At 61.2% G+C, this 24,026-nt stretch carries 22 protein-coding genes; 13 read left to right on the forward strand and 9 right to left on the reverse strand.

Going from position 1 to position 24,026, the window contains the following annotated elements:
- Nucleotides 1–30: 30 nt before the first annotated feature.
- Nucleotides 31–1,245 carry an FAD-dependent oxidoreductase gene (locus EKH49_RS15715; RefSeq protein ID WP_128471597.1) on the forward strand — a complete coding sequence of 405 codons (1,215 nt, stop codon included), beginning with the start codon at nucleotides 31–33 and terminating at the stop codon, nucleotides 1,243–1,245.
- A 67-nt stretch (nucleotides 1,246–1,312) separates the two neighbouring features.
- On the opposite strand, the gene EKH49_RS15720 is transcribed toward EKH49_RS15715, so the two are convergent.
- Both EKH49_RS15720 and EKH49_RS15725 read right to left on the reverse strand, forming a co-directional pair.
- Nucleotides 1,313–1,516 carry a cold-shock protein gene (locus EKH49_RS15720; protein ID WP_013349123.1) on the reverse strand — a complete coding sequence of 68 codons (204 nt, stop codon included), beginning with the start codon at nucleotides 1,514–1,516 and terminating at the stop codon, nucleotides 1,313–1,315.
- Nucleotides 1,517–2,197: 681 nt separating this feature from the next.
- Entirely contained in the window at nucleotides 2,198–3,127 is a 930-nt protein-coding gene (locus tag EKH49_RS15725) for an NAD(P)/FAD-dependent oxidoreductase (RefSeq protein ID WP_128471598.1), read from the reverse strand.
- Nucleotides 3,128–3,203: 76 nt separating this feature from the next.
- Here EKH49_RS15725 and EKH49_RS15730 point away from each other — a divergent pair, with 76 nt between their 5' ends.
- A complete protein-coding gene (locus EKH49_RS15730) occupies nucleotides 3,204–3,779 on the forward strand; it encodes a helix-turn-helix domain-containing protein (protein WP_128471599.1) in 576 nt (191 codons plus the stop codon).
- 72 nt (nucleotides 3,780–3,851) lie between these two features.
- Complete coding sequence (locus tag EKH49_RS15735) at nucleotides 3,852–4,670, forward strand: thioesterase family protein (protein WP_128471600.1); 819 nt, start codon at nucleotides 3,852–3,854, stop codon at nucleotides 4,668–4,670.
- Here the strand turns inward: EKH49_RS15735 and EKH49_RS15740 are convergent.
- Nucleotides 4,667–5,290 (reverse strand): uridine kinase family protein, encoded by a 624-nt coding sequence (locus EKH49_RS15740; protein WP_442903517.1) that lies wholly within the window; start codon nucleotides 5,288–5,290, stop codon nucleotides 4,667–4,669. The genes EKH49_RS15735 and EKH49_RS15740 overlap by 4 nt on opposite strands.
- An 86-nt stretch (nucleotides 5,291–5,376) precedes the next feature.
- Between EKH49_RS15740 and EKH49_RS15745 the strand changes: the two genes are divergently transcribed.
- Nucleotides 5,377–6,114 carry a lipoate--protein ligase family protein gene (locus tag EKH49_RS15745; RefSeq protein WP_128471602.1) on the forward strand — a complete coding sequence of 246 codons (738 nt, stop codon included), beginning with the start codon at nucleotides 5,377–5,379 and terminating at the stop codon, nucleotides 6,112–6,114.
- 61 nt (nucleotides 6,115–6,175) lie between these two features.
- Here EKH49_RS15745 and EKH49_RS15750 read toward each other — a convergent pair whose 3' ends face one another.
- A complete protein-coding gene (locus EKH49_RS15750; RefSeq protein ID WP_128471603.1) occupies nucleotides 6,176–6,454 on the reverse strand; it encodes a glutaredoxin domain-containing protein in 279 nt (92 codons plus the stop codon).
- 126 nt (nucleotides 6,455–6,580) lie between these two features.
- Here EKH49_RS15750 and EKH49_RS15755 point away from each other — a divergent pair, with 126 nt between their 5' ends.
- Nucleotides 6,581–7,309 carry an SOS response-associated peptidase gene (locus tag EKH49_RS15755; RefSeq protein ID WP_128471604.1) on the forward strand — a complete coding sequence of 243 codons (729 nt, stop codon included), beginning with the start codon at nucleotides 6,581–6,583 and terminating at the stop codon, nucleotides 7,307–7,309.
- Here the strand turns inward: EKH49_RS15755 and EKH49_RS15760 are convergent.
- The 3 genes from EKH49_RS15760 to EKH49_RS15770 all read right to left on the reverse strand — a co-directional run bounded on the left by EKH49_RS15760 (nucleotide 7,306) and on the right by EKH49_RS15770 (nucleotide 9,645).
- Nucleotides 7,306–7,830, reverse strand: a complete 525-nt coding sequence (locus tag EKH49_RS15760; protein ID WP_128471605.1) for a hypothetical protein — start codon at nucleotides 7,828–7,830, stop codon at nucleotides 7,306–7,308. The two genes, EKH49_RS15755 and EKH49_RS15760, sit on opposite strands and share 4 nt — an antisense overlap.
- Nucleotides 7,831–7,930: 100 nt before the next feature.
- Nucleotides 7,931–8,560 (reverse strand): MBL fold metallo-hydrolase, encoded by a 630-nt coding sequence (locus EKH49_RS15765; protein ID WP_128471606.1) that lies wholly within the window; start codon nucleotides 8,558–8,560, stop codon nucleotides 7,931–7,933.
- The gene (locus EKH49_RS15770; RefSeq protein ID WP_128471607.1) at nucleotides 8,560–9,645 is read right to left on the reverse strand and encodes an S-(hydroxymethyl)mycothiol dehydrogenase; all 1,086 of its coding nucleotides are present in this window, start codon (nucleotides 9,643–9,645) and stop codon (nucleotides 8,560–8,562) included. Before EKH49_RS15770 ends, EKH49_RS15765 begins: the two co-directional genes overlap by 1 nt.
- Before the next feature lie 392 nt (nucleotides 9,646–10,037).
- Between EKH49_RS15770 and EKH49_RS15775 the strand changes: the two genes are divergently transcribed.
- From EKH49_RS15775 to EKH49_RS15785, 3 genes are all read left to right on the forward strand, one after another.
- Nucleotides 10,038–10,346 carry a DUF6504 family protein gene (locus EKH49_RS15775; RefSeq protein ID WP_236641205.1) on the forward strand — a complete coding sequence of 103 codons (309 nt, stop codon included), beginning with the start codon at nucleotides 10,038–10,040 and terminating at the stop codon, nucleotides 10,344–10,346.
- 36 nt (nucleotides 10,347–10,382) lie between these two features.
- Nucleotides 10,383–13,850, forward strand: a complete 3,468-nt coding sequence (locus EKH49_RS15780) for a DNA polymerase III subunit alpha (protein WP_128471609.1) — start codon at nucleotides 10,383–10,385, stop codon at nucleotides 13,848–13,850.
- Between the two features lie 82 nt (nucleotides 13,851–13,932).
- A complete protein-coding gene (locus EKH49_RS15785) occupies nucleotides 13,933–14,589 on the forward strand; it encodes a nucleotidyltransferase family protein (RefSeq protein ID WP_128471610.1) in 657 nt (218 codons plus the stop codon).
- Here the strand turns inward: EKH49_RS15785 and EKH49_RS15790 are convergent.
- Entirely contained in the window at nucleotides 14,548–14,988 is a 441-nt protein-coding gene (locus EKH49_RS15790) for a VOC family protein (protein ID WP_128471611.1), read from the reverse strand. The two genes, EKH49_RS15785 and EKH49_RS15790, sit on opposite strands and share 42 nt — an antisense overlap.
- A gap of 240 nt (nucleotides 14,989–15,228) precedes the next feature.
- A complete protein-coding gene (locus EKH49_RS15795) occupies nucleotides 15,229–16,806 on the reverse strand; it encodes an MFS transporter (protein ID WP_128471612.1) in 1,578 nt (525 codons plus the stop codon).
- A gap of 79 nt (nucleotides 16,807–16,885) precedes the next feature.
- On the opposite strand from EKH49_RS15795, the gene EKH49_RS15800 reads away from it, so the two are divergent.
- From EKH49_RS15800 to EKH49_RS15835, 5 genes are all read left to right on the forward strand, one after another.
- Nucleotides 16,886–17,533 carry a helix-turn-helix domain-containing protein gene (locus tag EKH49_RS15800; RefSeq protein ID WP_128471613.1) on the forward strand — a complete coding sequence of 216 codons (648 nt, stop codon included), beginning with the start codon at nucleotides 16,886–16,888 and terminating at the stop codon, nucleotides 17,531–17,533.
- 108 nt (nucleotides 17,534–17,641) lie between these two features.
- Nucleotides 17,642–19,657, forward strand: coding sequence for a threonine--tRNA ligase (gene thrS / locus EKH49_RS15805; protein WP_128471614.1), 2,016 nt, complete (start codon nucleotides 17,642–17,644; stop codon nucleotides 19,655–19,657).
- 23 nt (nucleotides 19,658–19,680) lie between these two features.
- Entirely contained in the window at nucleotides 19,681–20,247 is a 567-nt protein-coding gene (locus EKH49_RS15810) for an HIT family protein (protein ID WP_128471615.1), read from the forward strand.
- 732 nt (nucleotides 20,248–20,979) lie between these two features.
- The gene (gene pdxS, locus EKH49_RS15820; protein ID WP_073706185.1) at nucleotides 20,980–21,882 is read left to right on the forward strand and encodes a pyridoxal 5'-phosphate synthase lyase subunit PdxS; all 903 of its coding nucleotides are present in this window, start codon (nucleotides 20,980–20,982) and stop codon (nucleotides 21,880–21,882) included.
- 1,451 nt (nucleotides 21,883–23,333) lie between these two features.
- A complete protein-coding gene (locus EKH49_RS15835; protein WP_128471617.1) occupies nucleotides 23,334–23,894 on the forward strand; it encodes a dihydrofolate reductase family protein in 561 nt (186 codons plus the stop codon).
- Nucleotides 23,895–24,026 lie beyond the last annotated feature (132 nt).

The raw sequence follows: 24,026 nt of genomic DNA on the forward strand, positions 1-24,026 counted from the left end.
AGGCTACTTCATATGGAGGGGAGCAACCTCATGGCAGAGAAAACGCGGTGCATCCTCGTTGGGGGAGGACCGGCCGGAATGGTGGCCGGTTTGCTGCTTGCCCGCAGCGGCGTGCCGGTAACTGTTCTTGAGAAGCACGCTGATTTCCTCAGGGACTTTCGTGGCGACACCATCCACCCCTCGACATTGCAGTTGCTTGATGAAATCGGGTTGATGAGCGAGTTCGAGAAGATCGACTACAGCAAAGTTACCCAGGCAAGCATTCCCGCTAGCGACGGCTCGCCGGCTACCGTTCTCGACCTGTCGCGGATGAAGCATCCTTTTCCATTCATCGCCATGGCTCCGCAGTGGGATTTTCTCGACCTATTGGCCCGCGCAGGTGAAGCCGAACCGAATTTCGAGTTGAGAATGAGCACCTCGGTAACTGATGTGGTTATTGAAGGCGGTCGCATCGTTGGCGTCAGGTATGAAGATTCGTCCGGCAGCGGGGAAATGCGCGCTTTGCTCACCATTGCGGCTGATGGCAGATGGTCGCTCGTCAGAGAGGCAGCAGGGATACCGATGAGAGAATTCTCCGTGCCTATCGATGTGTGGTGGTTCAAGATTCCGAGTGCAGTGGACCGAAAGAACGAACTGACCCCTGTCTTCGCCAAGGATCGCTCTTTCGTATTGATTCCGCGCAAGGGGTACGTGCAAGCAGCGATGCTCCTGCCGAAAGGCCACGATGCCCAGCTGCGCGCCGAGGGTGTTCATCCATGGCGGAAGTCAATTATCCAAGCTGCACCCGAGCTGGAAGAGGGTGTCCGGGATTTGGCCCTGGATGATGCGAAGCTTTTGGATGTGAAGCTAAACCGGGCCAAACGGTGGTGGCGGCGGGGCCTGCTGTGCATCGGCGATTCAGCCCATGCAATGAGCCCAGTTGGGGGAATCGGTGTCAACCTGGCCGTGCAGGACGCTGTGGCAACGGCACGGATCCTGGCTCGGCCCCTTCGGGACAGGACGATCTCTGATCATGATGTGGCAGCAGTCCAGCGCCGCCGAACCATTCCGACCGTAGCTACCCAGATGGTTCAACGCGTTATGCATCGAGGGCTGATCCGCGTCATGGAGGCCATTGCCGACTTCCGGCTGCCGATGCCGGTAGCTTCCGCTTTTCGCTTGGTCCCGAAGCTAACGACCGTGCCAGCTCGATTGCTTGGTGTCGGGGTCCTTCGCGAACGCCCACCGGTCGAAGCATGCGAGTAGAAACCGGTTAACGCAACAAAGGTGCAGTTCCAACCTTGCGGGGAACTACACCTTTGAAGAAAGTCTCTTAGCGAGCCTGGATGTTGGTAGCCTGTGGGCCCTTTGGACCAGCTTCCAGGGTGTACTCAACGGTCTGGCCCTCTTCGAGGCTACGGAAACCGAAGCTCTGGATTGCGCTGTAGTGTGCGAAGACGTCAGCCGATCCATCCGAAGGAGCGATGAAGCCGAAGCCCTTTTCAGCGTTGAACCATTTTACGGTGCCAGTGGCCATAGTTTTATTTCCTTATTTATTGATTGGCCACGATGTGGCCGGGTTGCCGATCCGAAGTTCCGAATCGGAAAATTTAGGGGTTACCTCGCGCAGAGCTGCCGAGAACGATTCGCCTGCCGTCGATACGGACAATCGAATACTGATTTTGCCGGTATCGGCCAAAACGGGGGTCGCTGCACTTGCTTAGACATCGTCGGTTTCCAGGCTGCTAACGGGTAATGACCCCACGCTAGCGGAGTAGAACAAGGAATCCACAGAAAAGTGACGCACGGAGTCGTCGAGATGTTTTATCTGCAGTGAAGAAGAGAAGATGAAGAATTCGTTTCGGTAGGAGTTCATTCAATCTGTTGATCGATGAACCGATTTGCAAAGCACAGACGATTTGTTGGCTGTGCTACAAATCCTACTGCTAACAATTGCTGGCGGGGACTCACACCTGCAACCGTCGAGGTAACAAATAAAGCCTACCATTGATCGCCGGTCGGTGGGGCGTGACGTGCAATACGTGGGCTCCGTACGGACGACAACCACACGGTCGGAAATTTCCACTTGTTTGTTGACTAGTAAGTTAATAAGATGAAATACTCTGCAAAAATGTCGAGCGTTATTATCGTACCCACCTGCTGGCCATGGTTCTGCCCCTTGAACCGGGACTCGAGGGGGCAGAACCAGAAACTGCAGCTACGCTTGCGCCTGGACCTTAGCCAGCTGCTTGCCCAGTAGATCCGCATTGATGGCAGCGCCAGCAATCGTTCCGGATGCGGCCGCGGCCATGACCATCGCGCCCAGGTTGCTGGCGTTTCCTGCCGCATAAACTCCCGGCAGGGCGGTAGCACCCATGTCATCGACTTGGATGAAGGTGCCAAGCGGGTGTTCGGCAAGCTGCCCGCCGAGCGACAAGTAGAGCGAGGCTTGCGCGTTCATCTTGCTGGCAACGACCAGGGCCTGCGCGCTGACATTCCGCCCATCTGCAAGCTTGACTGAGTCCAGATCTCCCTGGGCATCGAATTCGATCTCCTGTACCGATTGCTCGATGACCGGTATGCCCAGAGCGGCCAGTGTTGCACGATTCTCGTCGTTCAATGCGCTCGGGTTGTGGTTGATGAAGGTGATGTTCGGGCTCAGCTGGCTGAACATCATGGCTTGATGGGTGCTCATGGGGCCGAGTCCGAGAACCAGGATCTCCTGGTCGCGAACTTCCCAGCCATGGCAGTACGCGCAATGGGCTGCGGTATCTCCCCATGCTCGATCCAACCCCGGAATTGCAGGCAAGTCATCGACCAGACCCGTCGCCAGCACGATACGTCCTGCACTGAAAGATTGGCCAGAGGCTGTGACTCTGAAGCCGGTGTCCAGCGAACCGGTGAGGCGGTCCACCGCACCTTCGATTATCTGCACGCCATAGCTGATGGCCTCTTGCCGTCCGCGGGACAGGAGTTCCAGGGGATTGATGCCTTCGTTACCCAGGACGTTGTGGGCATGCTGTGCTGCCTCGTTTCGTGGTTGGCCTTCATCTATGACCAAGACTGTGCGCCGCGAGCGGCCCAATGCAATTGCGGCCGCGAGTCCAGCACTGCCGCCGCCGATAACGATCGTTTCGAAATGTTCCATGTCTCTACTCCTTGCTGTATGCCGTGTTGTGTCCAAGGTATCGACGATTTGCGCCAAAAGGTGTACCGTTTTGCGCATGACGCAAGAAGTCGAGGTTGATCAAATTATCAGGCAACGCATTCGAACGCTGCGGCAGAATCTCGGATGGTCGTTGGAATCGTTGGCGAACAAGGCCGCCCTCAGCGTGTCCACGCTCAGCAGGATCGAAACTGGGAGCCGGCGTATTGCCCTTGACCAGCTGATTCCGATCGCCAAAGCACTGAACACCACTCTGGACGAGCTCGCGTCCACTTCTGAAGCCGAGATTATTATCCGACCAGAGCCGATTTCGATGCCCGGGATCACCATGTGGAAGCTGTCCACCGATGGGGCGGTTAACGGGGTGCACGTGTCGAAAATGCGTTTCGATCCTTCGCAAGCTCCTGCTCCCACCGAATTGCGTATTCATCCGGGCAAGGAATGGTTCACGGTGCTCCTCGGCGAAATCCAGTTGAAGCTGGGGGAGCGCACCTATCACGTGAAGGCGGGGCAATCAGCGCAGTTCGACACCATGACTCCTCATGCCATGTGGGCGGTCAATGGCATTGCCGAGGTGCTCGGAATCATGGATCATGCCGGCCAACGAGCCCATGAGCACGACACAGCCGGCTAGTTTAGTGAATTCTATTACTCTTGGATAGCCTGAGGGCAGAGTATTGAACACCGTGATGCCGGGAGGGCAACGATGACGCACCAGCTCAACGAGGAGCTTGAACAGACCCTAGCTGATGGCGATTTCTATTTTGAAGCACTGGGCGAAGGGCGCTATCGCTCGTCGTGGCATTCCCAGGGTGCGTGGAATCCGCATGAGCAGCATATGGCTCCCGCCTCTGGCATCCTGGCTTACGCCCTGGAAAATTTCCAACCCCGCGACGACATGCGCATCGCACGGATCAGCTATGAGATCCACGGTCTTATCCATGCCGGGGAATTCGAGATCGCAACGCGAATGGTCCGACCGGGCCGGACGATTGAATTGATCGAGGCGGAGATGACTGCCAAGGGCCGCACCAGCATCGTTGCACGCGCGTGGCGAGTCATCAAGAGCGACACCAGTGCTGTGGCAGGGATCGAAGATCAGCAAATCCCGGGCCCCGATGCCTGCACGGTTCGAAACATCAGTGAGCAGTGGCCCGGCGGCTACATCAAATCCATCGAGATGCGCGCCGGCGACGAGCTGCGCCCGGGCCGAGGTGTTGCATGGCTGCGTACGCCCTATGCGCTGGTAGACACGGCGGACGCTACAGCGCTGTCCAGTCTGGTGGGAATGATCGACACGGCCAACGGTGTGGTGCCACGCGTGGATCCGAATGAAGGGACCTGGATCTACCCGAACGTGGATCTCCAGATCCACATGTACCGCATGCCGGAAGGCAAGTGGCTGGGCCTGGATGTCCAGCAGAGCTTCGGCACCGACGGCATCGGACTGACCTCAACGGTACTGCACGATGAAACTGGCCCGTTCGGCCGCGCCGAACAGATCTTGACGGTTCGTTCGCGCTAGTTCGATGCGCCGGTTGAAAGCTTGGCCAGCAGCTTCTTGAGCTCTGGCTTGGACTTCAGCGTGAACTCACGCTCGCGGTACTTTTCCCGGTCTGCACCGTGGGCCTGGAAAAGTGCATAGCCGCGCTTGACCAAGAACAAGATCGGCTTCCGGCGCTGTGCCACGTCGCGCACGAATCGACGAAGAGCGGTTACCAGTGCCGGTTCGTCGACGTAGTAGGCCTGGACATTAATGCCCTTGGCGCGCAGCGGTTCAAGGATTTCGTAGAGGAAAATGCCTTCGGCGACGATCGGGCCACCTGCGCAGGAGATTTCTCGATGCCCGGTGTAGCTCGAGGTCGCGATGGAGTAGTTGGGAACCATGGTGCTGCCGCGCTTGAGCAAATCATCGATTGCCTGCAGCGCGGCTTCCTGATTCCAGGTAGCCGAATCGTCCCAGTCGATTTCTCCGTAACCGGTGCGAGGGAACCGCACGGGATTCCCGTCTTCGCTGATCTGGCGGTAGAACTCGTCCAGCGGCAGATGGGGCTGGCCGAATTTCGACGCGAGATAGGACTTGCCGGATCCGGACGGCCCGGCAATCAGGATGACAGGGGTTGAAGAATTTGGCACGCCTTTCATTATGGCCCAGAAATGCCTGCCTTCGGCAATCAGCTGCTGTGACATCTACTCCACCTGAAGCGTTTCGCTGAATTAGACTCAGTTTCATGAGTTTGTGGAATGCCCAGTCAGATGCGCCGTTATCCGTGGAAATCGAAGTTCCGAGCGGAGACCCGGCAGCTGACCTAGAACGCGGAGTGCAGCTGCTGCGCGACGTCCAATCGGGCGAAAAAGGCTCCCTGCTGCGGCTCTATCGCCCAGACCCGACCATGGCTTTCGGCCAGCGTGATGTGCGGCTGGATGGTTATGAGGCGGCTCGGGAGGTGGCGCAGCAGCACGGCTTCGCGCCATTGGTGCGCAAAGCCGGCGGCCGGGCCGCAGCGTATCACCGCGGCACACTAATTGTTGACCACATTGAGCCTGAAGCCGAAGCAGTGATGCACCAGCAGACGCGTTTCGAAGTATTTGCCCGGGTGTATGCCAACGCTTTCCAGCGCCTTGGCGTGAATGCGCAGGTCGGGCCGATCCCGGGGGAGTATTGTCCGGGGGACTACTCGGTGCACGGCTTGCCGGATGGGAACTCGCCGCGCAACTATCCAGTGAAGCTGGTTGGCACGGCTCAGCGTGTAGTTTCCGGCGCATGGCTGTTCTCATCGGTCTTTGTTGTCGAGGATTCTGCGTCCTTGCGCCAGGTCCTCGATGAGGTCTACCAAGCCATGGGTGTACCCATGGATCCGACGACTGTGGGCGCGGCGAACGATTTGCTCGCAGGGGTCACCACTGAAGCATTTATTTCCGCCTTGCTCGAGGAATACCGCGAGCACGCAACGTTGCACGGCGCATAGCGCAGATTAAAAAGGCATCGGCACCCGCTTGGAGTGCCGATGCGTGGTTTTGCAGCTGGAACTATGCCCCGACGCGCTGGACAACCTCGTCGATGCGCGGGTTGGTGGCTGCGGTGCCGTCCGGGAAAATCAGGGTTGGCACGGTCTGGTTGCCGTTGTTGAACGACTCGACGATCTCCGCGGTGCCTTCAACTTCTTCGATATTCACCTCGGTGTAGGCGACACCCTTCTGGTCCATCAGGCGCTTGAGGTTGCGGCAGTAGCCGCACCAGCTGGTGGTGAACATGGTGACTCCGCCGGCAGCGGGAACGTACTGGTCAAGGTTCAATTCATTGCTCATAGTTGGTGTAACGGCACGCATGTTGACTTTGTTCCCGGCTGGCCGGAAAAAGTTCGCTGAATTCTCGGACGCTGCTCGCTAGACTGGGGAGCAGATTTTCCTTGAGGCCGGACTAGGGGGCAAGCGATGTGCGGACGATATGTGATGGCCAAAGCTATCGGCGATCTGGTGGCGGAGGCCGAGGCCGAAGCTGACGACAACCTGGAATTGCGCCAGTCATGGAACGTTGCGCCAACCACCGATGTGCCGATTGTGCTCGAGCGGCTGATCGGCGATGATCTGCACCGCCAGGTCCATGTAGCCCGGTGGGGGCTGGTGCCAGGTTGGGCGAAGGAGCTTTCGGTTGGGGTGCGTGCCTTCAACGCGCGCAGCGAGACCGCCAGCACCAAGCCGACCTTCCGTTCCGCGGTGAAGAAGCGCCGTGCGGTGGTCCCGGTGGAAGGCTATTACGAGTGGAAGAAGGAAGGCAGCAAGAAGCGTCCGTTCTATGTGCACCGCGAGGATGGAAAGCTGATATTCTTCGCCGGCCTCTACGAATGGTGGAAGGACGAGGACGGATCCTGGATTCTTTCCACCTCGATCATGACCATGGACTCGCCTTCGGCAGAAGAACCAGGGGTGCTCGGCGAACTTGCCGGCCTGCACGACCGCCTACCCATTCCGCTGGGCAAGGAGATGATGGGCCGATGGATGAACCCTGCCGAGGAAGATGGCGAAGGACTGATCGAGCAGATTCGTGCAGAAGCGTTCGATGTGGCTTCAGAATGGACCATGCATGAGGTCGACAACGCTGTCGGCAATGTGCGCAACAACTCTCCGGAGCTGATCGAAGCGCACAGCAACTCGCTGTTCTAGCGCTGGTGCCGGGCGGCGTGCTTCACCATCCAGGCGCCGTTGGCCATTGCGAATACTGCCAGCCCCAGTCCCATCAGCCGCCGAGCGGCAACGCCCGCCGGGGAGGTGGCCAGCGAGGACAGCTGTGCGCGCGTCAGCGGCTCGTAGGCGAACCATCCCAAAGGCACTGGCTGCAGCGTATCCCAGATCTTCAACCCGGCCCCTGCCAGGAACAAGGCCAAGGCGAGCGCGGCCAGGATCCAGGGCACGACTCTGAGGGGGCGCACCGCCAGGGTGCGGCGCATCAGGAGGATCCCGGCAGCCAAGCAGAGAGTGACGACGCCGAAGAACAGCAGCGCTCCTCCGGCAAGAAGCACCGGGCTCGGCGACTGCGAGATCGCTCCTGCGGCCGAATGGAAGCTATCTGCGGCAGCGGCCACCGGTTGGCGGCCGTCGTGCCAGATCAAGACGAGGCCGCAGAGCAGGCCGGCAAGGCCGCCATAGCCTGCCGTTCTCTGGATCCGCAAATGCGTTTCAGGCATGGATTCATTATTCCATCGATGGTGCGGGAAACAAGGATGGCGGCAGCAGCCGGCCCGCAGGCCGGCTGCTGCCGCCATTTGGTGGAATCGCTGTCGCGGGTCAGTGCCCGTGCTTGATCCATTCATCCAGGTTCGGCGCTTCGGCGCCGATGGAAGTGGCATCGCCGTGACCGGTATTGACCACCGTTTCAGCTGGCAGCACCAGCAGCTTGGTACGGATCGATTCAATGATCGTCTCGAAGCTGGAGTAGCTGCGCCCAGTGGCACCCGGCCCGCCGTTGAACAGGGTGTCGCCGCTGAACAGCACGCCGAGGTCTTCTGCATAGAAGCAGGTTGAACCTGGCGAGTGCCCCGGGGTGTGCAGCGCGGTCAGCGAGGTGCCGGCGATGGTGAATGAATCGCCTTCGCTGATTTCTGCGTCCACGTCGCGCTCAGGGTAGACAGCTTCCCAGAGCATGCGGTCTTCCGGGTTCAGGAACAGCGGTGCATCTACGGCGTCGGCGAATTCGCCGGCGGCGCGGATGTGGTCGTCGTGCCCGTGGGTCAGCAGCACGGCCATGACCTCGCGATCGCCCACGGCTTCGCGGATCTTGGCAACATCGTGTGCCGGGTCGATCACCATGACCTCGGAATCATCGCCGATGATCCAGACGTTGTTATCGACATCCCAGGTGCCGCCATCCAGCGAGAAAGTGCCGGAGGTGACGACGTTCTCGATGCGGGCAGCCATTAGAGTTCCACCACCGAACGCAGCACGGTGCCTTCATGCATCTTCTTGAACGCTTCTTCGATTTCATCGATCTTGATGCGTTCGGTGACGAAGGAGTCCAGATCCAGGCGGCCGAGCTTGTACTGCTCGACAAGCATCGGGAAGTCGTGGCTTGGCAGGCAGTCGCCGTACCACGAGCTCTTCAGCGAGCCGCCGCGGCCGAAGACGTCCAGCAACGGCAGCTCGAGCTTCATCTCCGGGGTCGGGACGCCCACCAGCACCACGCGGCCGGCGAGATCGCGGGCGTAGAAGGCCTGCTTGTAGGTTTCCGGACGGCCTACCGCGTCGATCACCACATCGGCGCCGAAGCCGCCGGTCAGTTCCTGGATGGCTTCTACGGCGTCGACCTTCGAGGAATCCACGGTGTGGGTGGCGCCGAAGGTCTTCGCGGTTTCCAGCTTGTCAGGGTTGACGTCCACCGCGATGATGGTGGTCGCGCCGGCCAGCTGCGCGCCGGCGATGGCGGCGGCTCCGACGCCACCGCAACCGATCACGGCAACGGACTCGCCGCGCTTGATTTCGCCGGTGTTGATCGCCGCGCCGATGCCGGCCATGATGCCGCAGCCGAGCAGGCCGACGGCTGCCGGATCCGCTTCTTCATCCACGATGGTGCACTGGCCGGAGTGGACCAGGGTCTTCTCGGCGAAGGAGCCGATGCCCAGGGCGGCCGACAGCTCGGTGCCGTCCTCGAGGGTCATCTTCTGGGTGGCATTGAAGGTATTGAAGCAGTACTTCGGCTCGCCCTTGGCGCAGGCGCGGCACTGGCCGCAGACTGCACGCCAGTTCAGGATCACCCGGTCGCCGACCTTCACGTTGGTGACGTTCTCGCCGATCTGGCTGACGACTGCGGTGGACTCGTGGCCCAGCAGGTAGGGGTACTCGTCGCCGATGCCGCCGAGCTTGTAGTGCAAGTCGGTGTGGCAGACACCGGTGGTGAGCACGTCGACGACTACTTCTCCGGGACCCGGGTCCGGAACGATGATGTCGAGGACCTCTACCGGCGCATCCTTGGCGCGGGAAACAACGGCTTTGACCTTATGAGGCATGGGATTTAGCTCCTGGAACGATTGACTGTTGCTGTCTCGATGCTATCGGTGTCCCAGTCGCTTATGGAACATTCGTGACACAATGACGCAGGCTGTTTCGCCCAGAGCCAATTTGCGCAGGTGCGCCACGGGTTTCCCGGAAAGTATGTGACGGTGCAAGGGCTGCGCCTCGGGCTCAGGCTCCGATAGCCAGCGGGGCACCGCTCCCATCGGGTACCTCGCCATTTGCGTTCAGCACGGCCTTTCGCAGGGCGTATTCAGCCAGCCCGTCGGCGCTGCGAGCCGCTGCGCTCGGCTAACCCAAACTGTCGGTCGCGCTGACTAGTGTAACTGTCATTCGAACACGTGTTCGAATAGAATAGTTCTACTAGGTAAGGAGTGCGCACGTGGGGATGTTCACCGAGTCGATCGAGGTAGCTCGCGCAGCGAATGGAATGCCGTTGCGCGTGAGCTGGCAGGGGCAGGACTATCGCTTGGTGGCCGAACCGCAGCGCTGGTTCGAGCGCCGCAAATGGTGGGACGAGAACCTGCGGATTCCCCGCGGGGCTGGTGCGGGGATTGCCGACTATGAGATGTGGCGCCTGCAGCTGGTCGCCGTGCGCGGATCCAGCCAAGTGCGCAGCGTTGATGTGAGTTTTGATGCGCAAACTGAGCGGTGGCGCCTGGTGCGCGTGCATGGCTCGCTGGCCCGCAGCGCCTGATGTCCCGGCAGGGGAACATATTTTCGAAGGACCTCCATGAGCTTTACCCATCTGAACGTCAGTTCTTCATATAGCGCCCATTACGGCGTCTCGCACCCAAAGCAGCTGGCCCAGGCGGCCAAGGCACAGGGGGCGCAGATGCTTGCGCTGACTGACCGGGATGGGCTGTATGGGACGGTCAAGCATGTGGCAGCCTGCATGGCAGAAGGCCTGCATCCGATTCTCGGGGTGAACCTTGCGATGCTCGATAGCCACGGGGAAGCCCAAGGGCGGATTGTCCTGCTGGCCCGTGGGCGCTGCAATGGCGCCGGGTATGCGGCACTGTGCCGGGCCATCACCCTCGCGCATGGCACTGCGCATGGCACTGCGCATGGTGTTCCGGGCCTGGGAGCCGGGCAGCTGGCGCACCTGGGCGCCAGCGGAAACCTGATGGTCCTGCTCGGCGGGGAATCGGACGTGGCCCGTGCAATCCTCAAGGGAAACTATGCCCATGCCCGGGCGCTGCTTGCCAACTGGAAGAAGCGGCTGGGAAAGATGCTGCGCGTGGAGATCACCACGCACCTGTCCAGTCCCGGATCGCGCTACAGCCTCGGCGAAGCAGCCCGCTTGCTGCGCTACGCCCACGAGCGGGGGATCAAGGCAGTGCTCACCAATGCCGTCCGCTACGTGGACCCCGACGGGGCGGTCACCGCAGACATCCTGGACTCGGCGCGCGCCCTGCACAGCCTGAAGAACCTGGACTCCTGCCAACCCAATGGCCAAGGCTGGCTGAAAACCCCGCAAGAGATGCGCCAGCTGGCCAAGGAAATCGGCCAAGCCACCGAAAGAAGCTGGGCGCACCAGCTCTTGCGGGAAACCGAAGCGCTCGCCGAATGGGCTGCGGCCGACCCGGTGGCCGATCTCGGATGGAAGAAACCGGTCATCCCCGAGGCCAAGGTCCTCGGCTTGGATCGCCCGGCCATGCAAGAGCTCACCAGCCGCGTCTACGGTGCGGTGCCAGGGCTCTTGGGCGATGCGGACCCGAACCTGGTTGAAGAGTGCCTGGCCCGGGAACTCGGGGTGATCGACCGGCTGGACTTCGCCGGGTATTTCCTGACTGTCGCCGAAACCGTCAAGCTGATCACCGGCATGGGAATCCGCGTGGCCGCCCGCGGCTCCGGCGCTTCCTCGCTGGTGAACTACCTGCTGGGCATCAGCCAGGTGAACCCGCTAACCCACGACCTGGTGTTCGAACGCTTCCTCTCCGATACCCGCACCACCTTGCCGGATATCGACATCGATGTGGAATCCGCACGCCGCCATGAGATCTACCGGGAGATCTTCGCCAGCTTCGGCGAAGAGCGCGTGAGCCTGATGAGCATGCAGAACGCCTACCGTGCCCGCGGCGCGGTCCGCGATGCAGGAGCCGCCCTCGGGGTGGAGCAGGAGCAGGTCGACGAGATCGCCAAGCAGCTCTGGCGCTTCTCCGCGTCCTCTTTCCGCGAAGCGCTCACCGAGAAGCCGGAACTGGCGGCATTGGCCGAACGCATCACCGATGACACCCAGCTCGATATCCTCATCGACGCCACCGAACGCCTGGACCGGCTGCCGCGCCATATCTCCATGCACCCCTGCGGAGTGATCCTCTCCGACGCGAGCCTGCTGGACCGCACCCCGGTCCAGCCGTCGGGCATCGGGCTGCAGATGAGCCAGTTCGACAAGCACGACATGGACCTGATGGGGCTGATCAAGCTCGACGTGCTCGGGGTGCGCATGCAATCAGCCATCGCCTACACCCTGGAAGAGATCGCCCGCATGCACCCGGACAAGCAGTCGGTCGCGCGCGCCGGAGGGCATGTGGATGACAGCTATATCTCCGCTGCCGGAGCGATCGACCTGTCCCGGGTGCCGCTGGATGACGAACCCACATTCGAATTGATCCGCTCAACCCATACCCTGGGCTGCTTCCAGATCGAATCCCCGGGCCAGCGCGAGCTGATCGGCAAGCTCGCCCCGCGCGAATTCAACGACCTGATCATCGACATCTCGCTGTTCCGCCCTGGCCCCATGCAATCGAATATGGTCAAGCCCTACCTGGAGCACCGCCACGGCTTCGCCCCGGCCCAATACCTGCACCCGGACCTGATTCCAGCGCTCGCCGAAACCCATGGGGTCACCGTCTTCCATGAACAGGTGCTGCGCATCCTGGACGTGATGACCGGTTGCGGGCTGGGCATGGCCGACGTCTACCGCCGCCTGCTGGGTAACCCGGAAAAGGAACCAGCCGTAGAACGCTATGTGCGCACCGAAGCAACCAAGCGCGGCTACAGCCAGGAGACGATCGACAAGGTCTGGGACGTGCTCTCCGGCTTCGGGTCCTTCGGTTTTTGCAAAGCCCACGGGGCGGCCTTCGCCGTGCCCACTTACCACTCGGCCTGGCTCAAGGCCCACCATCCCGAAGCCTTCCTTGCCGGCATCTGGGAACATGACCCGGGTATGTACCCCAAGCGGCTGCTGGTCTCCGAAGCCCGGCGCATGGGCATCCCCATCCTGCCGCTGGACATCAACCGCTCTACCGGGCACTACCGGGTCGAACGGGTGTTCGAATCCGCTCCAGCGAAGCTCCCGGTGGTGCCACGCGCGCCCAGCTCGCTGCGCCCTGGACGCTACGGGGTCCGCCTGGCCTTCCGCGACATCCATCAGATGAGCGAACGCGAAGTCGAACGCCTGGTCGCCGGCCAACCCTATGAGCACCTTGCAGATGTCCGCGCCCGCGCGGGGCTCTCGCGCCGCACCTACCAGAACCTCGCGGCCCTCGGCGTCTTCGACTCCCTGCTCGCCGGGACCTCGCGTGCCGACACCATCGCCCACACGCAATCCATGGCCCACAGCTCCCTTCCGGCCAAATACCGGCCCGGCCCCGGACAGCTGGCGCTTGACCTCGGGAACATCGAGCACATCAATGCCACGGGAACTGAGCTGGAACCTGCCGAAGTGGTGCGTACCGAACTGGACCTGATGCACCTGGATGCCAGCGAGCACTTGATCTCTTCCTACCGGCAACGCCTGGCGCACCTGCCTATTACCCAAGCGGCCGAGCTGCTGCAGTTGCGCAACGGAACCGAGGTCCTCGTCGCCGGAGTGCGCGTGGCCACCCAGACCCCGCCCATGCGCGGAGGCAAGCGCGTGGTCTTCATTTCCGTGGACGACGGGACCGGCTGCATCGACGCGACCTTCTTCGATGACACCCAGCAACGCACCGGGCCATTGCTTTTTTCCACCCGCATGCTGCTCATCCACGGAGTCACCCGGCGCACCGGACCACGTGGCATCTCGCTGCAGGCGCTGAATGCCTGGGACCTGCACCAGCCGGACACCTTGCCCGCTGCGGGGTACCTTGAAGAGCAGGGCCGCCCGCAAGTCAGTTACCGGCCAAAGCTCGGCGAAGGCGCTCATGCCATCGAAAGCGTCGGAGAGCTGGCCAGGCGGATGGAAGCCGAAGGGCTGGACCAGAGAGGGGCGTGATGCGCTGGTCCGCTGACAGGGTTTGCCCAACAAATACATTGGGTCTCATGGAGCGAGTACCTGAGGCGAGGAGCAGGAGAACGTGAGCGCACAGGACGAACAATTCTTTCTCAAATGCGTCCAGGAAAACCCGGTCAACCAGCAAATCCTCCACCTTGCGCCACAGCTAGGTGTTTCGGACTGGTGGCTCACCGCAGGCGCACTGTTTCAAACGGTATGGAACGTGCTTGAGGGCAAGGATCCGCAAAACGGAATTCGCGACTACGATTTCTTCTACTTCGATGAAGATACGTCCTATGAGGCGGAAGGCGCAGTCATACGCCGGGCCAAAGAACTCTTCAAAGGCATCGACGCAGAAATCGAAGTCCGCAATGAAGCACGCGTCCACATTTGGTACGAGCAGCACTTCGGCGTGCCTGCTATTCCATTCACCAGCTCCACGGATGCCATCGATCATTTTGCAGCGAAGACCTGCTGCTTTGCGGTCACTCGTGATGCACATGGGCAAGTAGCCACCTATGCCCCGCATGGGTTTGCAGATCTATTCGCCAGGAGGATTATTCCGAACCCAGTGCTTGCCCCGCGGGAAGTCTACGAAGCCAAGACCGAACGGTGGCTAGCCCAGTGGCCGTCGCTGACCGCAGAGCCCTGGCCCGAGTCGGAAACTTCGAGAAACATCACCCAAGGCCGAAAAACCTCAAACCGAGGACACATGCCCGTCCGCATCAATGACGAATGACGGATTGTGCACGAAATCCCAGCGGAACCCGTCCGGGTCGGCCACGCAGGCGCTCATTCCACCCCACGGCTGCACAGCCGGAGCTGTCACGGATTGTGCTCCTGCATCAAGCGCTCGCCGGTAGAACCGTTCGACTTCCGCATCGGTGTGCACGTTATGTCCTAGCGACACAGGGGGAGCCTTCTCGCCGTGCCCGATGTCGCCATACTCGCTGGGCATCTGCGTAATATCCCACAAGGCCAGCATCAAGGAATGCCCGGCGCGGACAAAGGCAATCTCCGGGTGGGCTGGCTGCACCAGCTCGAAACCCAGTCCCTCGGTATAGAACCTGGTTGAAGCACCGACATCACGCACGCCAAGGGTGATCGCGCTGATGGTCGGCGGGGCCGACTTGTTCATGTAACCAGCCTAGGGTGCCCTGATCTCGAATGATAGGCCTAGAAGGCGCACACCTCATGGCGTGGGGAAGGTTTTGCGCGAGCGCGTTCGTTGCGAGTACTGCGTCTCTCTACTTCTATACCTCAGGAGGGCTCGTCACTGCCGCAGGGGGAAGTCACGCTATTCGCGGTGCTGATCATTGGGGTCGTCCGCATGATGCGAGCTTCAGGGAAAATTGAAGACAGCGCAACTTCTGCCTGACTACAAGTGGATCCACTGCTCATTGCGCGGTGATGACAGGACGCGCTCGCGCTGGGCACGGAGTTCCAGGTCGACGCGGCTCGGCACGTGATGGTTGCGCTGTACACTGCTGGGAGTGCGGCGCAAGCCAAGCCGCCGGGACGAAACGGATGAGTTTGATGCTGGATGGTTTTTCATGCTCGGTTCTCCTTGAACCTGCGTCGGCTCGTCTTCTGCAGAAACCAAACCTGCAGATTCCTTCGCCTCCACTTCGATCTGAGAATTTGCGCTCGCCGGTTCGCTGGACCAGTGATCCGGGTGCGGGATGCCGCGCACGTGCCCTGAGCACCAGGCGGCGACAGTTGCAACGATCACCAAGGAGCCGAAGAACAGCAGTGTCGGTCCCATGCCCAGCCATTGCAGGCCGAGCCCGGTGAAGAACGGCGCCAGCGGCAGAGCCGACAGGGCCATGAACAAGATCAGGGAATTGGCTCGTCCTGCCATTTCCCGCGGGACTACTGCCATGAAGTAGCCTCCGACCGACGCGTTCAGCGCCGGCACGCTCAGGTAGGCCATCAGCAGCATGGAACCCAGCCAGAGCAGATTCGTGTTGAAGCCCATCAGCAGCATCGCTCCGCCCAGAACGCTCAAGCAGCTGCAGGCCAGCACGCCCGTCCGGAATTTCTCGATCATGCGTCCGGCGAACAGCGAACCGGCGAACATGCCCAGACCCATGAATGTGGATACCAGGCCGATCACCCAGGGGGATTCGCCGCGTTGCTGCAATCCGTAGATCAACGTCGTGTTCAGCCCGTTGGTTCCGATATTGATGACAGTGATCAGGATGAGCAGGCTGCGCAGCTGCGGCCTGGCGAAGCACCATCGCATGCCCGCTGCGATGCCGGAGGAGACCGGACGGCTGCCGGCTGGGGAGTGCTCCATGGGCTTTGAACTGGCTTCGGCTGCGCGCAATGGTCCGCGCAGCGCGAACCCAGAAGCGGCTGCGAGCAATTGCAGGAAACTGACGGCGAGCAGGGCAAACCCTGCGCCCAAACCGAGCAGGAGCCCGCCCAGCGGAGCCGCACCCAGCATGAGCACCGAGTCGCGTCCCTGGTTAGCCGCCATGGCCCGTCCCAGCTGCTTGGGATGGACCACATCCTTGAGTGCGGCATTCGTAACGGCGCCGAAATAGCCTGAACGCAGTTCCATGAGCACGTGGGCCACGCAGAGCACTGCCACGCTCAGCGAGCCGCTCATGCCGGCCACTACAAGTGCCGCAGTCAGTGCCGCTCCGCAAATCCCTCCGGTGAGCATCATGCGCGCCCTGTCGGAACGGTCGGCAACGGAGCCGCCGAGCAGCGTCAAGCTGGCCCGCGCAGCCAGTCCCAGAGCGGCCAGCGTGCCGGCCTGCACCGTCGAACCGGTCAGCCCCAGCAAGATCAGCGGCAGCACGAAGGAGTAGATGCCGCCAGCCAGCAAGGCCGTCGTGTCGGCGACCCACCAGATGCGGTAGCCGCGCTGATGGCGCAATGCCAGCAGCCGTCGTGCGCCGGCAGCGGCCGTCTGCCGCTCAAGCAGGGGAGTTTGGTCCGTGGTCATGCCTCAACCATAGACCGGCAAATAAAGTTGCGCAATAGAATTTGCGCAACTTTATTTGGGCAATTGCTATGCTGATCCCATGACCCAAGCACAGTCGAACGTCACGTTCACCACGCCAATGCTCAAGGCCATGGCCAACCCGTTGCGTCGGCAGATCTTCGATGCGTTGGCGGCGATGGGCACCGGGCGAGCCTCCGATATCGGCGAACTGCTGGGTCTGGCTCCGAACAAGGTCAGCTTCCACCTGCGCGAGCTGGCCAAGGCCGAAATGATCGAAGAGGCACCCGAACTGGCGCGCGACAAGCGCGACCGCGTCTGGCGTCCGGCGGCTATCGGCTACACCACGGGCCAGCCAGCGGACCGCACCGGGGATGAATCTGCCACCGCCATGAACGCCTACCTCGGGCAGGTCATGCACGACGAGCAGCGGCGCTTGGAAGCGGCCTTGGCCCACGCCCAGCGCTGGTACGGCGCCAGCGAACCCAGGCCGGACCTGGCGCAGCTAAGCACCAGCAACCTGATGCTCACCGAAGATGAGCGCCAGGAGCTGCAGCGCCGCCTGGATGAGGTGATCCCGGCCTTCCGCAAGGACCAGCAGAGCGGGAAGATCGCCAGTTCGCAACCCGCTTCGGAGCGCAGGCTGTGGCACTACTCGGGGCTTCTCTCGGCGGACGAGCTGTTGAACGGGTCACACTCGGGCGAACAATCGGCACAAAACCCGAAGTGAACCGGTTGCGCAGCGCAATGCTGAACTAAACTGGATTCTGGCTGGCTGTGGCCAAGGTATGCCACAAGCTATGAAGCCATCACAGATTGAAAGGTAGAACCCGATCTCATGAGCGAGCAGCTGACTCTCACCATTGACGGCGAGCAGGTACAGGTGGACGCGGGAACGACCGGTCTGCAGCATTTCGCCAATGACAAGGACGTGGTTGTCATGCACGTCGATGGCGTACTGCGCGACCTGGCCCGTGAACTGGAAGCCGGAACCACTGTCACCCGCGTAACCATCAACGATCCAGAAGGATTGGAGGTGCTGCGCCACTCGACCGCCCACGTGATGGCCCAGGCTGTGCAGCAGCTGCGCCCGGATTCCAAGCTGGGCATCGGCCCATACATCACCGACGGTTTCTACTTCGACTTCGATGTCGAAGAACCGTTCACCCCGGAAGACCTCAAGCAGCTGGAAAAGATGATGCAGAAGATCATCAACCAGAACCAGCTCTTCGTCCGCCGCGAAGTTTCCCCAGCGGAAGCCAAGGCCGAGATGGCCAACGAGCCCTACAAGTGCGAGCTGCTGGCCAAGGCCGACTCCGCTGACACCTCCGGCGAAGGCGTGACCGTTGAGGTCGCCGCCGGCGAGACCACCATCTACGACAACGTCGACCGCAAGTCCGGCGACACCGTCTGGAAGGACCTGTGCCGCGGCCCGCACCTGCCGAACACCAAGCTGATCAAGAACGCGTTCGCACTGACCCGCTCGGCCGCCGCCTACTGGCTGGGCAGCGAGAAGAACAAGCAGCTGCAGCGCATCTACGGCACCGCCTGGCCAACCAAGGAAGACCTGAAGGCCTACCAGGAGCGACTGGCCGAGGCCGAGCGCCGCGACCACCGCAAGCTCGGCGCCGAGCTGGATTTGTTCTCCTTCCCGGACGAGCTGGGCTCCGGCCTGCCGGTGTTCCACCCCAAGGGCGGCATCATCAAGCGCGAGATGGAAGACTACGTGCGCGACCGCCACGTCGAAGAGGGCTTCCAGTACGTTGGCACCCCGCACATCTCCAAGGACGGGCTGTTCCACACCTCGGGCCACCTGCCGTACTACGCGGATACCATGTTCCCGGCGCTGCACATCGATGAGGAGCGCGACGAAGACGGCAACATCACCAAGCAGGGCCAGGAATACCGCCTGAAGGCGATGAACTGCCCGATGCACAACCTGATCTTCCGCGGCCGCGGACGCAGCTACCGCGAACTGCCGCTGCGCCTGTTCGAATTCGGCCACGTCTACCGCTACGAGAAGTCCGGCGTGGTCCACGGCCTGACCCGCGTGCGCGGTTTCGCCCAGGACGACTCGCACTCCTACGTCACCAAGGAGCAGGCCCCGGCCGAGGTCGAGCACCTGCTGAACTTCATGCTCTCCCTGCTCAAGGACTTCGGCATGGACGACTTCTACCTGGAGCTGTCCACCCGCGATCCGGAGTCGGACAAGTTCATCGGCACCGACGAGCAGTGGGCGGAAGCCACCGCGGTGCTTGAGCGCGTGGCCACCGAATCCGGCGTCGAACTGGTTGCCGACCCGGGCGGCGCAGCGTTCTACGGACCGAAGATCTCGGTCCAGGCCAAGGACGCCATCGGCCGCACCTGGCAGATGGGCACCGTGCAGTACGACTTCAACCAGCCGGCGCGCTTCGGCCTGGAGTACCAGGCTGCCGACGGAACCCGCCAGGAACCGGTGATGATCCACGCGGCGAAGTTCGGCTCCATCGAACGCTTCCTAGGCGTGCTCACCGAGCACTACGCCGGTGCCTTCCCGGCATGGCTCTCGCCGGTGCAGGTGCGCGCGATCCCCGTGGCCGAGGCCTTCAACGGCTACCTCGAAGAGGTTGTCGCCAAGCTCAAGGCGCAGGGTGTCCGCGTGGAGCTGGATGACTCGTCGGACCGCTTCCCGAAGAAGATCCGCAACGCGTCCAAGGACAAGATTCCATTCGTGCTCATCGCCGGCGGCGAAGATGCTGATGCGAACGCCGTGTCCTTCCGCTTCCGCGACGGCAGCCAGGAAAACCAGGTGCCCATCGATGATGCGGTAGCCCGCATCGTCGAAGCCATCAAGAACCGCGACAACCATAACTAGTTCGGACAGGGAGTCCATTGAGCATGCAGGAACACGCAGACCAGTCCGTCACCGACGACTTCGAACTCGCCGGAGTGCCGGATTCGTTCCAGCGCCTGTGGACTCCCTACCGGATGGCCTATATCAAGGGCGGGCAGGACCAGGTCAAGGATGAGGCCAGCTGCCCATTCTGCGCAGGTCCCGGCCGTACCGACGAGGAGGCGCTGATCGTCCACCGCGGCAAAACCTGCTACGTGATCCTGAACCTGTTCCCGTACAACCCCGGCCACCTGCTGGTCTGCCCTTACCGCCACGTGCCGAACTACACCGACATCACGGTTGAGGAGACGGCGGAAATGGCGGCGCTGGCGCAGCAGTCCATGCGCGTGCTGCGCAAGGTGTCCAATCCTGCCGGCTTCAACCTGGGCATGAACCAGGGCGAAGCCGGGGGAGCCGGCATCGCCGCCCACCTGCACCAGCACATCGTGCCCCGGTGGAACGGCGACGGGAACTTCTTCCCGATCATCGCGCAGACCAAGGCGATCCCGCAGACCCTCTCCGAGGTTCGCAGCGCCATTGCCGAGGCATGGGACAGCGAAACACTGAACTAGGCATTAGCCGGCTCACGGGCCCGGCAGGACATCAATATGTCCTGCTGGGCCACTGGTTTTTAACTCGATTTTAACGCGAGAATCGCGATGCTGGCCTGAATCAAAGCAGTGTCTCATAGATAGTTGCGGAAACTTGGCGCAACGACTCGCAGTCGAGGCGCCGAGCGAGTCCCAATACCATCTAGGGCTCTTGGGCGCTGTCCCGGCAGATGATCGCGCGCGGCTTCAGGTCATGGAAGCGGGGAACCCTGGGATTGATGAGTTCGCGGAATGCCTCGCAGGCATCCAAGAACGTGTCGACGACCCGGATCCGTCTTATACCCGCGCCTGGACCACGCGGCTCTTGGGCGATGCCTGATAACTGCGGGAAGCGGCTGCAACGATTCAAAGAGGCATGAGCCTAGTGCAATGCATGTCCGATGAAGCGGTGCGATGGGATGCCGGGGAATATGACGCGGGTGAAGGGGCGGCAAAAGGGGCTGTGGCTGAGGTACTGGAAGCAAACCCTCAACTACGTGCCTAAAATATGTTTGACTAGTACATTTGTGCCGAAAGACTATGTTACGCACTAACCTCTGATCGGTAGACAAGTCTCCCGGTGCTGCATTGTGACGCAACACGTGAGGTAATAAAGCAAAGCGATCCTACGATTACTGGCGTACCACCTCGCTTAAAACCCTGAAATTCTGGGGCAAAACGAGTCACCGCAGTGTCGAAAGGAACCATTCCTCCATGTCTACGAACAACCAGAACTCCGTCGTCGGTTCGGACCGCGTCAAGCGCGGCATGGCCGAAATGCTCAAGGGCGGTGTCATCATGGACGTAGTTACCCCGGAGCAGGCACGTATCGCAGAAGACGCCGGTGCCGTGGCAGTCATGGCGCTGGAGCGCGTTCCCGCCGACATCCGTGCCCAGGGTGGCGTCTCGCGCATGAGCGACCCGGACATGATCGACGGCATCATTGCCGAGGTCTCCATCCCGGTCATGGCCAAGGCCCGCATCGGCCACTTCGTCGAGGCGCAGATCCTGCAGTCCCTGGGCGTCGACTACATCGACGAGTCCGAGGTCCTCTCGCCAGCTGACTACGAGAACCACATCGACAAGCAGCCGTTCACGGTGCCGTTCGTCTGCGGTGCCACCAACCTCGGTGAGGCCCTGCGCCGCATCAACGAGGGCGCTGCAATGATCCGCTCCAAGGGCGAGGCCGGCACCGGCGACGTCTCCAACGCCACCGGCCACATGCGCAAGATCCGTGCAGAGATCGCCAAGCTGTCCGCCCTGCCAGAGGACGAGCTGTATGTTGCAGCCAAGGAATTGCAGGCTCCATACGAACTGGTCAAGGAAGTTGCCGCCAACGGCAAGCTTCCGGTCGTGCTGTTCACCGCTGGCGGCATCGCCACCCCGGCCGATGCAGCAATGATGATGCAGCTGGGTGCCGACGGCGTCTTCGTCGGCTCGGGTATCTTCAAGTCCGGCAATCCGGTGCAGCGTGCCGAGGCCATCGTGAAGGCCACCACCTTCTTCGATAACCCGGACGAGCTGGCCAAGATCTCCCGCGGCCTGGGCGAGGCAATGGTCGGCATCAACGTGGCCGACGTTCCAGTGCCTCACCGTCTGGCTGAGCGCGGCTGGTAAGCTCTGCCGCCGTTAGCGCTAAAGGCCTACGCTACCGAATTCCCGGTGGCGTGGGCCTTTGTTGCAGGTTGCCGGTTAGAAGCCCAACCTTTTGCCCATGCACGAGCAGGTTCTGGGTAGAACCATTTTCAGGTTTTAGTCGGGTCCGGCAGGGCGGACTGCTGGAGCGGCTGCCGACTAGGCCGACGCTCGAACTTACTTTGTCTCGTTTGGATGACTGGTGTGCACCTGTTCCAAGTACACCGTATGGTCGCTCACGTAGAACCAGATCCGAGCGGTACCATTCGCAGTTGGCTTATGCTGCACCTCTCATGGATCGACCCACCGCGATGGACCGTCCCGAGTTCACCTTTCAGCCGATAATTCGTCGGAGTGGTGGCATAGGGTTTGCGTGTGAGGAAGTCCCAGGCGTCCGACATTGGATTTCGGATCGCCTCAACCAGGTCCCGCCATCCTTTCTGGGCATCGGCGGTAGCGAAGCGGATCTCGTATCCGACCTTCTTCGGAGGCCGGGGACCAGATTCCCCTTCTTGGCAGCAGCCACGATCAGGGGCGCTCCACGGCGATCTCAACGTCATCGAGCTACTCAAGATCGGCGCTGCCGAGTCCCGCGGCGACTGCCGTAGCAGTCTCTTTCCATGAGGTCAGCTCCGAGATCGGCAATTGAAGCTGGTTGGTGGAGAATGAGGCCCGAGCAGCATCGACAAGCTCTTGCGCACAGGACTCGCGATCAGCAGGCGACAGGGCAAGCACCATGGCAAGTTCTGGTTCATGCGCTCGGCAAGTATACCCCGGTCGTCGAGGGGCACGATGATCAATTGCGCAGCAAAGTGCAGTAGTCGGGCGCGTCCATCGGCCTCCCGCTGTGACATCAGGACCGGTGTCTCCCCGTCACGACGGGTTACCGTGACTGGATGTTCTTCCGCCTCGGCGAAGACCTCGGCCGAGTGCTTGCTCAGATCCGAGGAGCGCCTAGTCCGGGTTGGAGGCTCAGCTGCGATGGATATATTTCAATGCTATTAGGAATGTATTCGGAAGCCTAGAAGATGGGCGGTTGGCGACCGTAGGTCGAATTCCCGCGATCGGAGACGAGTTCTCGGGTCGAGCCAAGCAGAAAATGTCGATTGAGAATTCGATCAGACCTTGCTGTTGGTCGCACTGGTGTCTACCAACCACGTGTATTGGGCTAAAGCTCGGAGATGCCGATCAGGCGTTGCCGGCAAATATCAACCCGGAGTGCGGCACTCGGCGGCGCAGATCGTTTTGTGTACGTCAAGGCCCATGTGCCGGTCTCGAGTGGGGCCATCGCTGAGCAGGCACACTACACCTTCGTTGACGATGGCTTGGCGTTCGAGCATTATCGTCCGTCACGGAACTTGCGTGGTGCAAGTGCGAATTGATCCCAGTGGAGTCGTACTTAATAGTGCTTGGGACATGGCAGACTGGAGAGCATGGGCGAGATCATTTTCGACGCAGCTGTCACCCTCAACGGCTTTCTGGCAGATGAAAACCATAGCCTGCAATGGCTCTTCGATGTTCCGGGGGCCCAAGACCCCGACCCGGACCTGCTGCCCAAAAATGTCGGCGTGCATGTGGAAGGCGCGAATACCTACCTATGGCTGATCAAGAACGAGAAGTTCATCGAGAACCCGCAGAAGTGGCAGGAATATTATCGGGGGATCACCACGTATGTTTTCACCTCGCGGGACCTGCCAATTCCCGAGGGCGCTGACGTCCGCCTGGTCAATGGTGCGGTCGGAGAATTCTTGCCTGAAATCCGCGAGGCCGCGGGGGAGAAGAACATCTGGGTGCTCGGCGGAGGAGAGCTGCTGGGACAATTCCTGGATCTCGACGCACTCGATACCCTGGCGTTGACTGTTGCCCCAGCAGCATTGTCTGAAGGCGCGGCCTTGCTACCGCGCCGCATTGGCAGTGACCGGTTGGAACTGGCTGAAGCAAGGAAAGCCGGGCCATTTGCCCGCCTCGTCTACCGGGTCCTTCCAACTAAGTGAACAAGTTTTAAAAGACTCGTGTGATGTCTCAAGACACCGGTGACACTTCTGTCTCAGGACATCGGTAACACTCGGTGTCTCAGGACATCGGTAACAGATCAGACCGGGTCAGGCATGTTTTGGAACTTCGCC

This window comes from Glutamicibacter sp. HZAU (assembly GCF_004100365.1).
GTDB classification, from domain to species: Bacteria; Actinomycetota; Actinomycetes; order Actinomycetales; family Micrococcaceae; genus Glutamicibacter; species Glutamicibacter nicotianae.

What these genes read in the sequence shown, in the direction of transcription:
- EKH49_RS15715 (WP_128471597.1), top strand. Translation starts at nt 31, where the DNA reads ATGGCAGAGAAAACGCGGTGCATCCTCGTTGGGGGAGGACCGGCCGGA.
- EKH49_RS15720 (WP_013349123.1), bottom strand. Translation starts at nt 1,516, where the DNA reads ATGGCCACTGGCACCGTAAAATGGTTCAACGCTGAAAAGGGCTTCGGC.
- EKH49_RS15725 (WP_128471598.1), bottom strand. Translation starts at nt 3,127, where the DNA reads ATGGAACATTTCGAAACGATCGTTATCGGCGGCGGCAGTGCTGGACTC.
- EKH49_RS15730 (WP_128471599.1), top strand. Translation starts at nt 3,204, where the DNA reads ATGACGCAAGAAGTCGAGGTTGATCAAATTATCAGGCAACGCATTCGA.
- EKH49_RS15735 (WP_128471600.1), top strand. Translation starts at nt 3,852, where the DNA reads ATGACGCACCAGCTCAACGAGGAGCTTGAACAGACCCTAGCTGATGGC.
- EKH49_RS15740 (WP_442903517.1), bottom strand. Translation starts at nt 5,290, where the DNA reads ATGAAAGGCGTGCCAAATTCTTCAACCCCTGTCATCCTGATTGCCGGG.
- EKH49_RS15745 (WP_128471602.1), top strand. Translation starts at nt 5,377, where the DNA reads ATGAGTTTGTGGAATGCCCAGTCAGATGCGCCGTTATCCGTGGAAATC.
- EKH49_RS15750 (WP_128471603.1), bottom strand. Translation starts at nt 6,454, where the DNA reads ATGAGCAATGAATTGAACCTTGACCAGTACGTTCCCGCTGCCGGCGGA.
- EKH49_RS15755 (WP_128471604.1), top strand. Translation starts at nt 6,581, where the DNA reads ATGTGCGGACGATATGTGATGGCCAAAGCTATCGGCGATCTGGTGGCG.
- EKH49_RS15760 (WP_128471605.1), bottom strand. Translation starts at nt 7,830, where the DNA reads ATGCCTGAAACGCATTTGCGGATCCAGAGAACGGCAGGCTATGGCGGC.
- EKH49_RS15765 (WP_128471606.1), bottom strand. Translation starts at nt 8,560, where the DNA reads ATGGCTGCCCGCATCGAGAACGTCGTCACCTCCGGCACTTTCTCGCTG.
- EKH49_RS15770 (WP_128471607.1), bottom strand. Translation starts at nt 9,645, where the DNA reads ATGCCTCATAAGGTCAAAGCCGTTGTTTCCCGCGCCAAGGATGCGCCG.
- EKH49_RS15775 (WP_236641205.1), top strand. Translation starts at nt 10,038, where the DNA reads ATGTTCACCGAGTCGATCGAGGTAGCTCGCGCAGCGAATGGAATGCCG.
- EKH49_RS15780 (WP_128471609.1), top strand. Translation starts at nt 10,383, where the DNA reads ATGAGCTTTACCCATCTGAACGTCAGTTCTTCATATAGCGCCCATTAC.
- EKH49_RS15790 (WP_128471611.1), bottom strand. Translation starts at nt 14,988, where the DNA reads ATGAACAAGTCGGCCCCGCCGACCATCAGCGCGATCACCCTTGGCGTG.
- EKH49_RS15795 (WP_128471612.1), bottom strand. Translation starts at nt 16,806, where the DNA reads ATGACCACGGACCAAACTCCCCTGCTTGAGCGGCAGACGGCCGCTGCC.
- EKH49_RS15800 (WP_128471613.1), top strand. Translation starts at nt 16,886, where the DNA reads ATGACCCAAGCACAGTCGAACGTCACGTTCACCACGCCAATGCTCAAG.
- thrS (WP_128471614.1), top strand. Translation starts at nt 17,642, where the DNA reads ATGAGCGAGCAGCTGACTCTCACCATTGACGGCGAGCAGGTACAGGTG.
- EKH49_RS15810 (WP_128471615.1), top strand. Translation starts at nt 19,681, where the DNA reads ATGCAGGAACACGCAGACCAGTCCGTCACCGACGACTTCGAACTCGCC.
- pdxS (WP_073706185.1), top strand. Translation starts at nt 20,980, where the DNA reads ATGTCTACGAACAACCAGAACTCCGTCGTCGGTTCGGACCGCGTCAAG.
- EKH49_RS15835 (WP_128471617.1), top strand. Translation starts at nt 23,334, where the DNA reads ATGGGCGAGATCATTTTCGACGCAGCTGTCACCCTCAACGGCTTTCTG.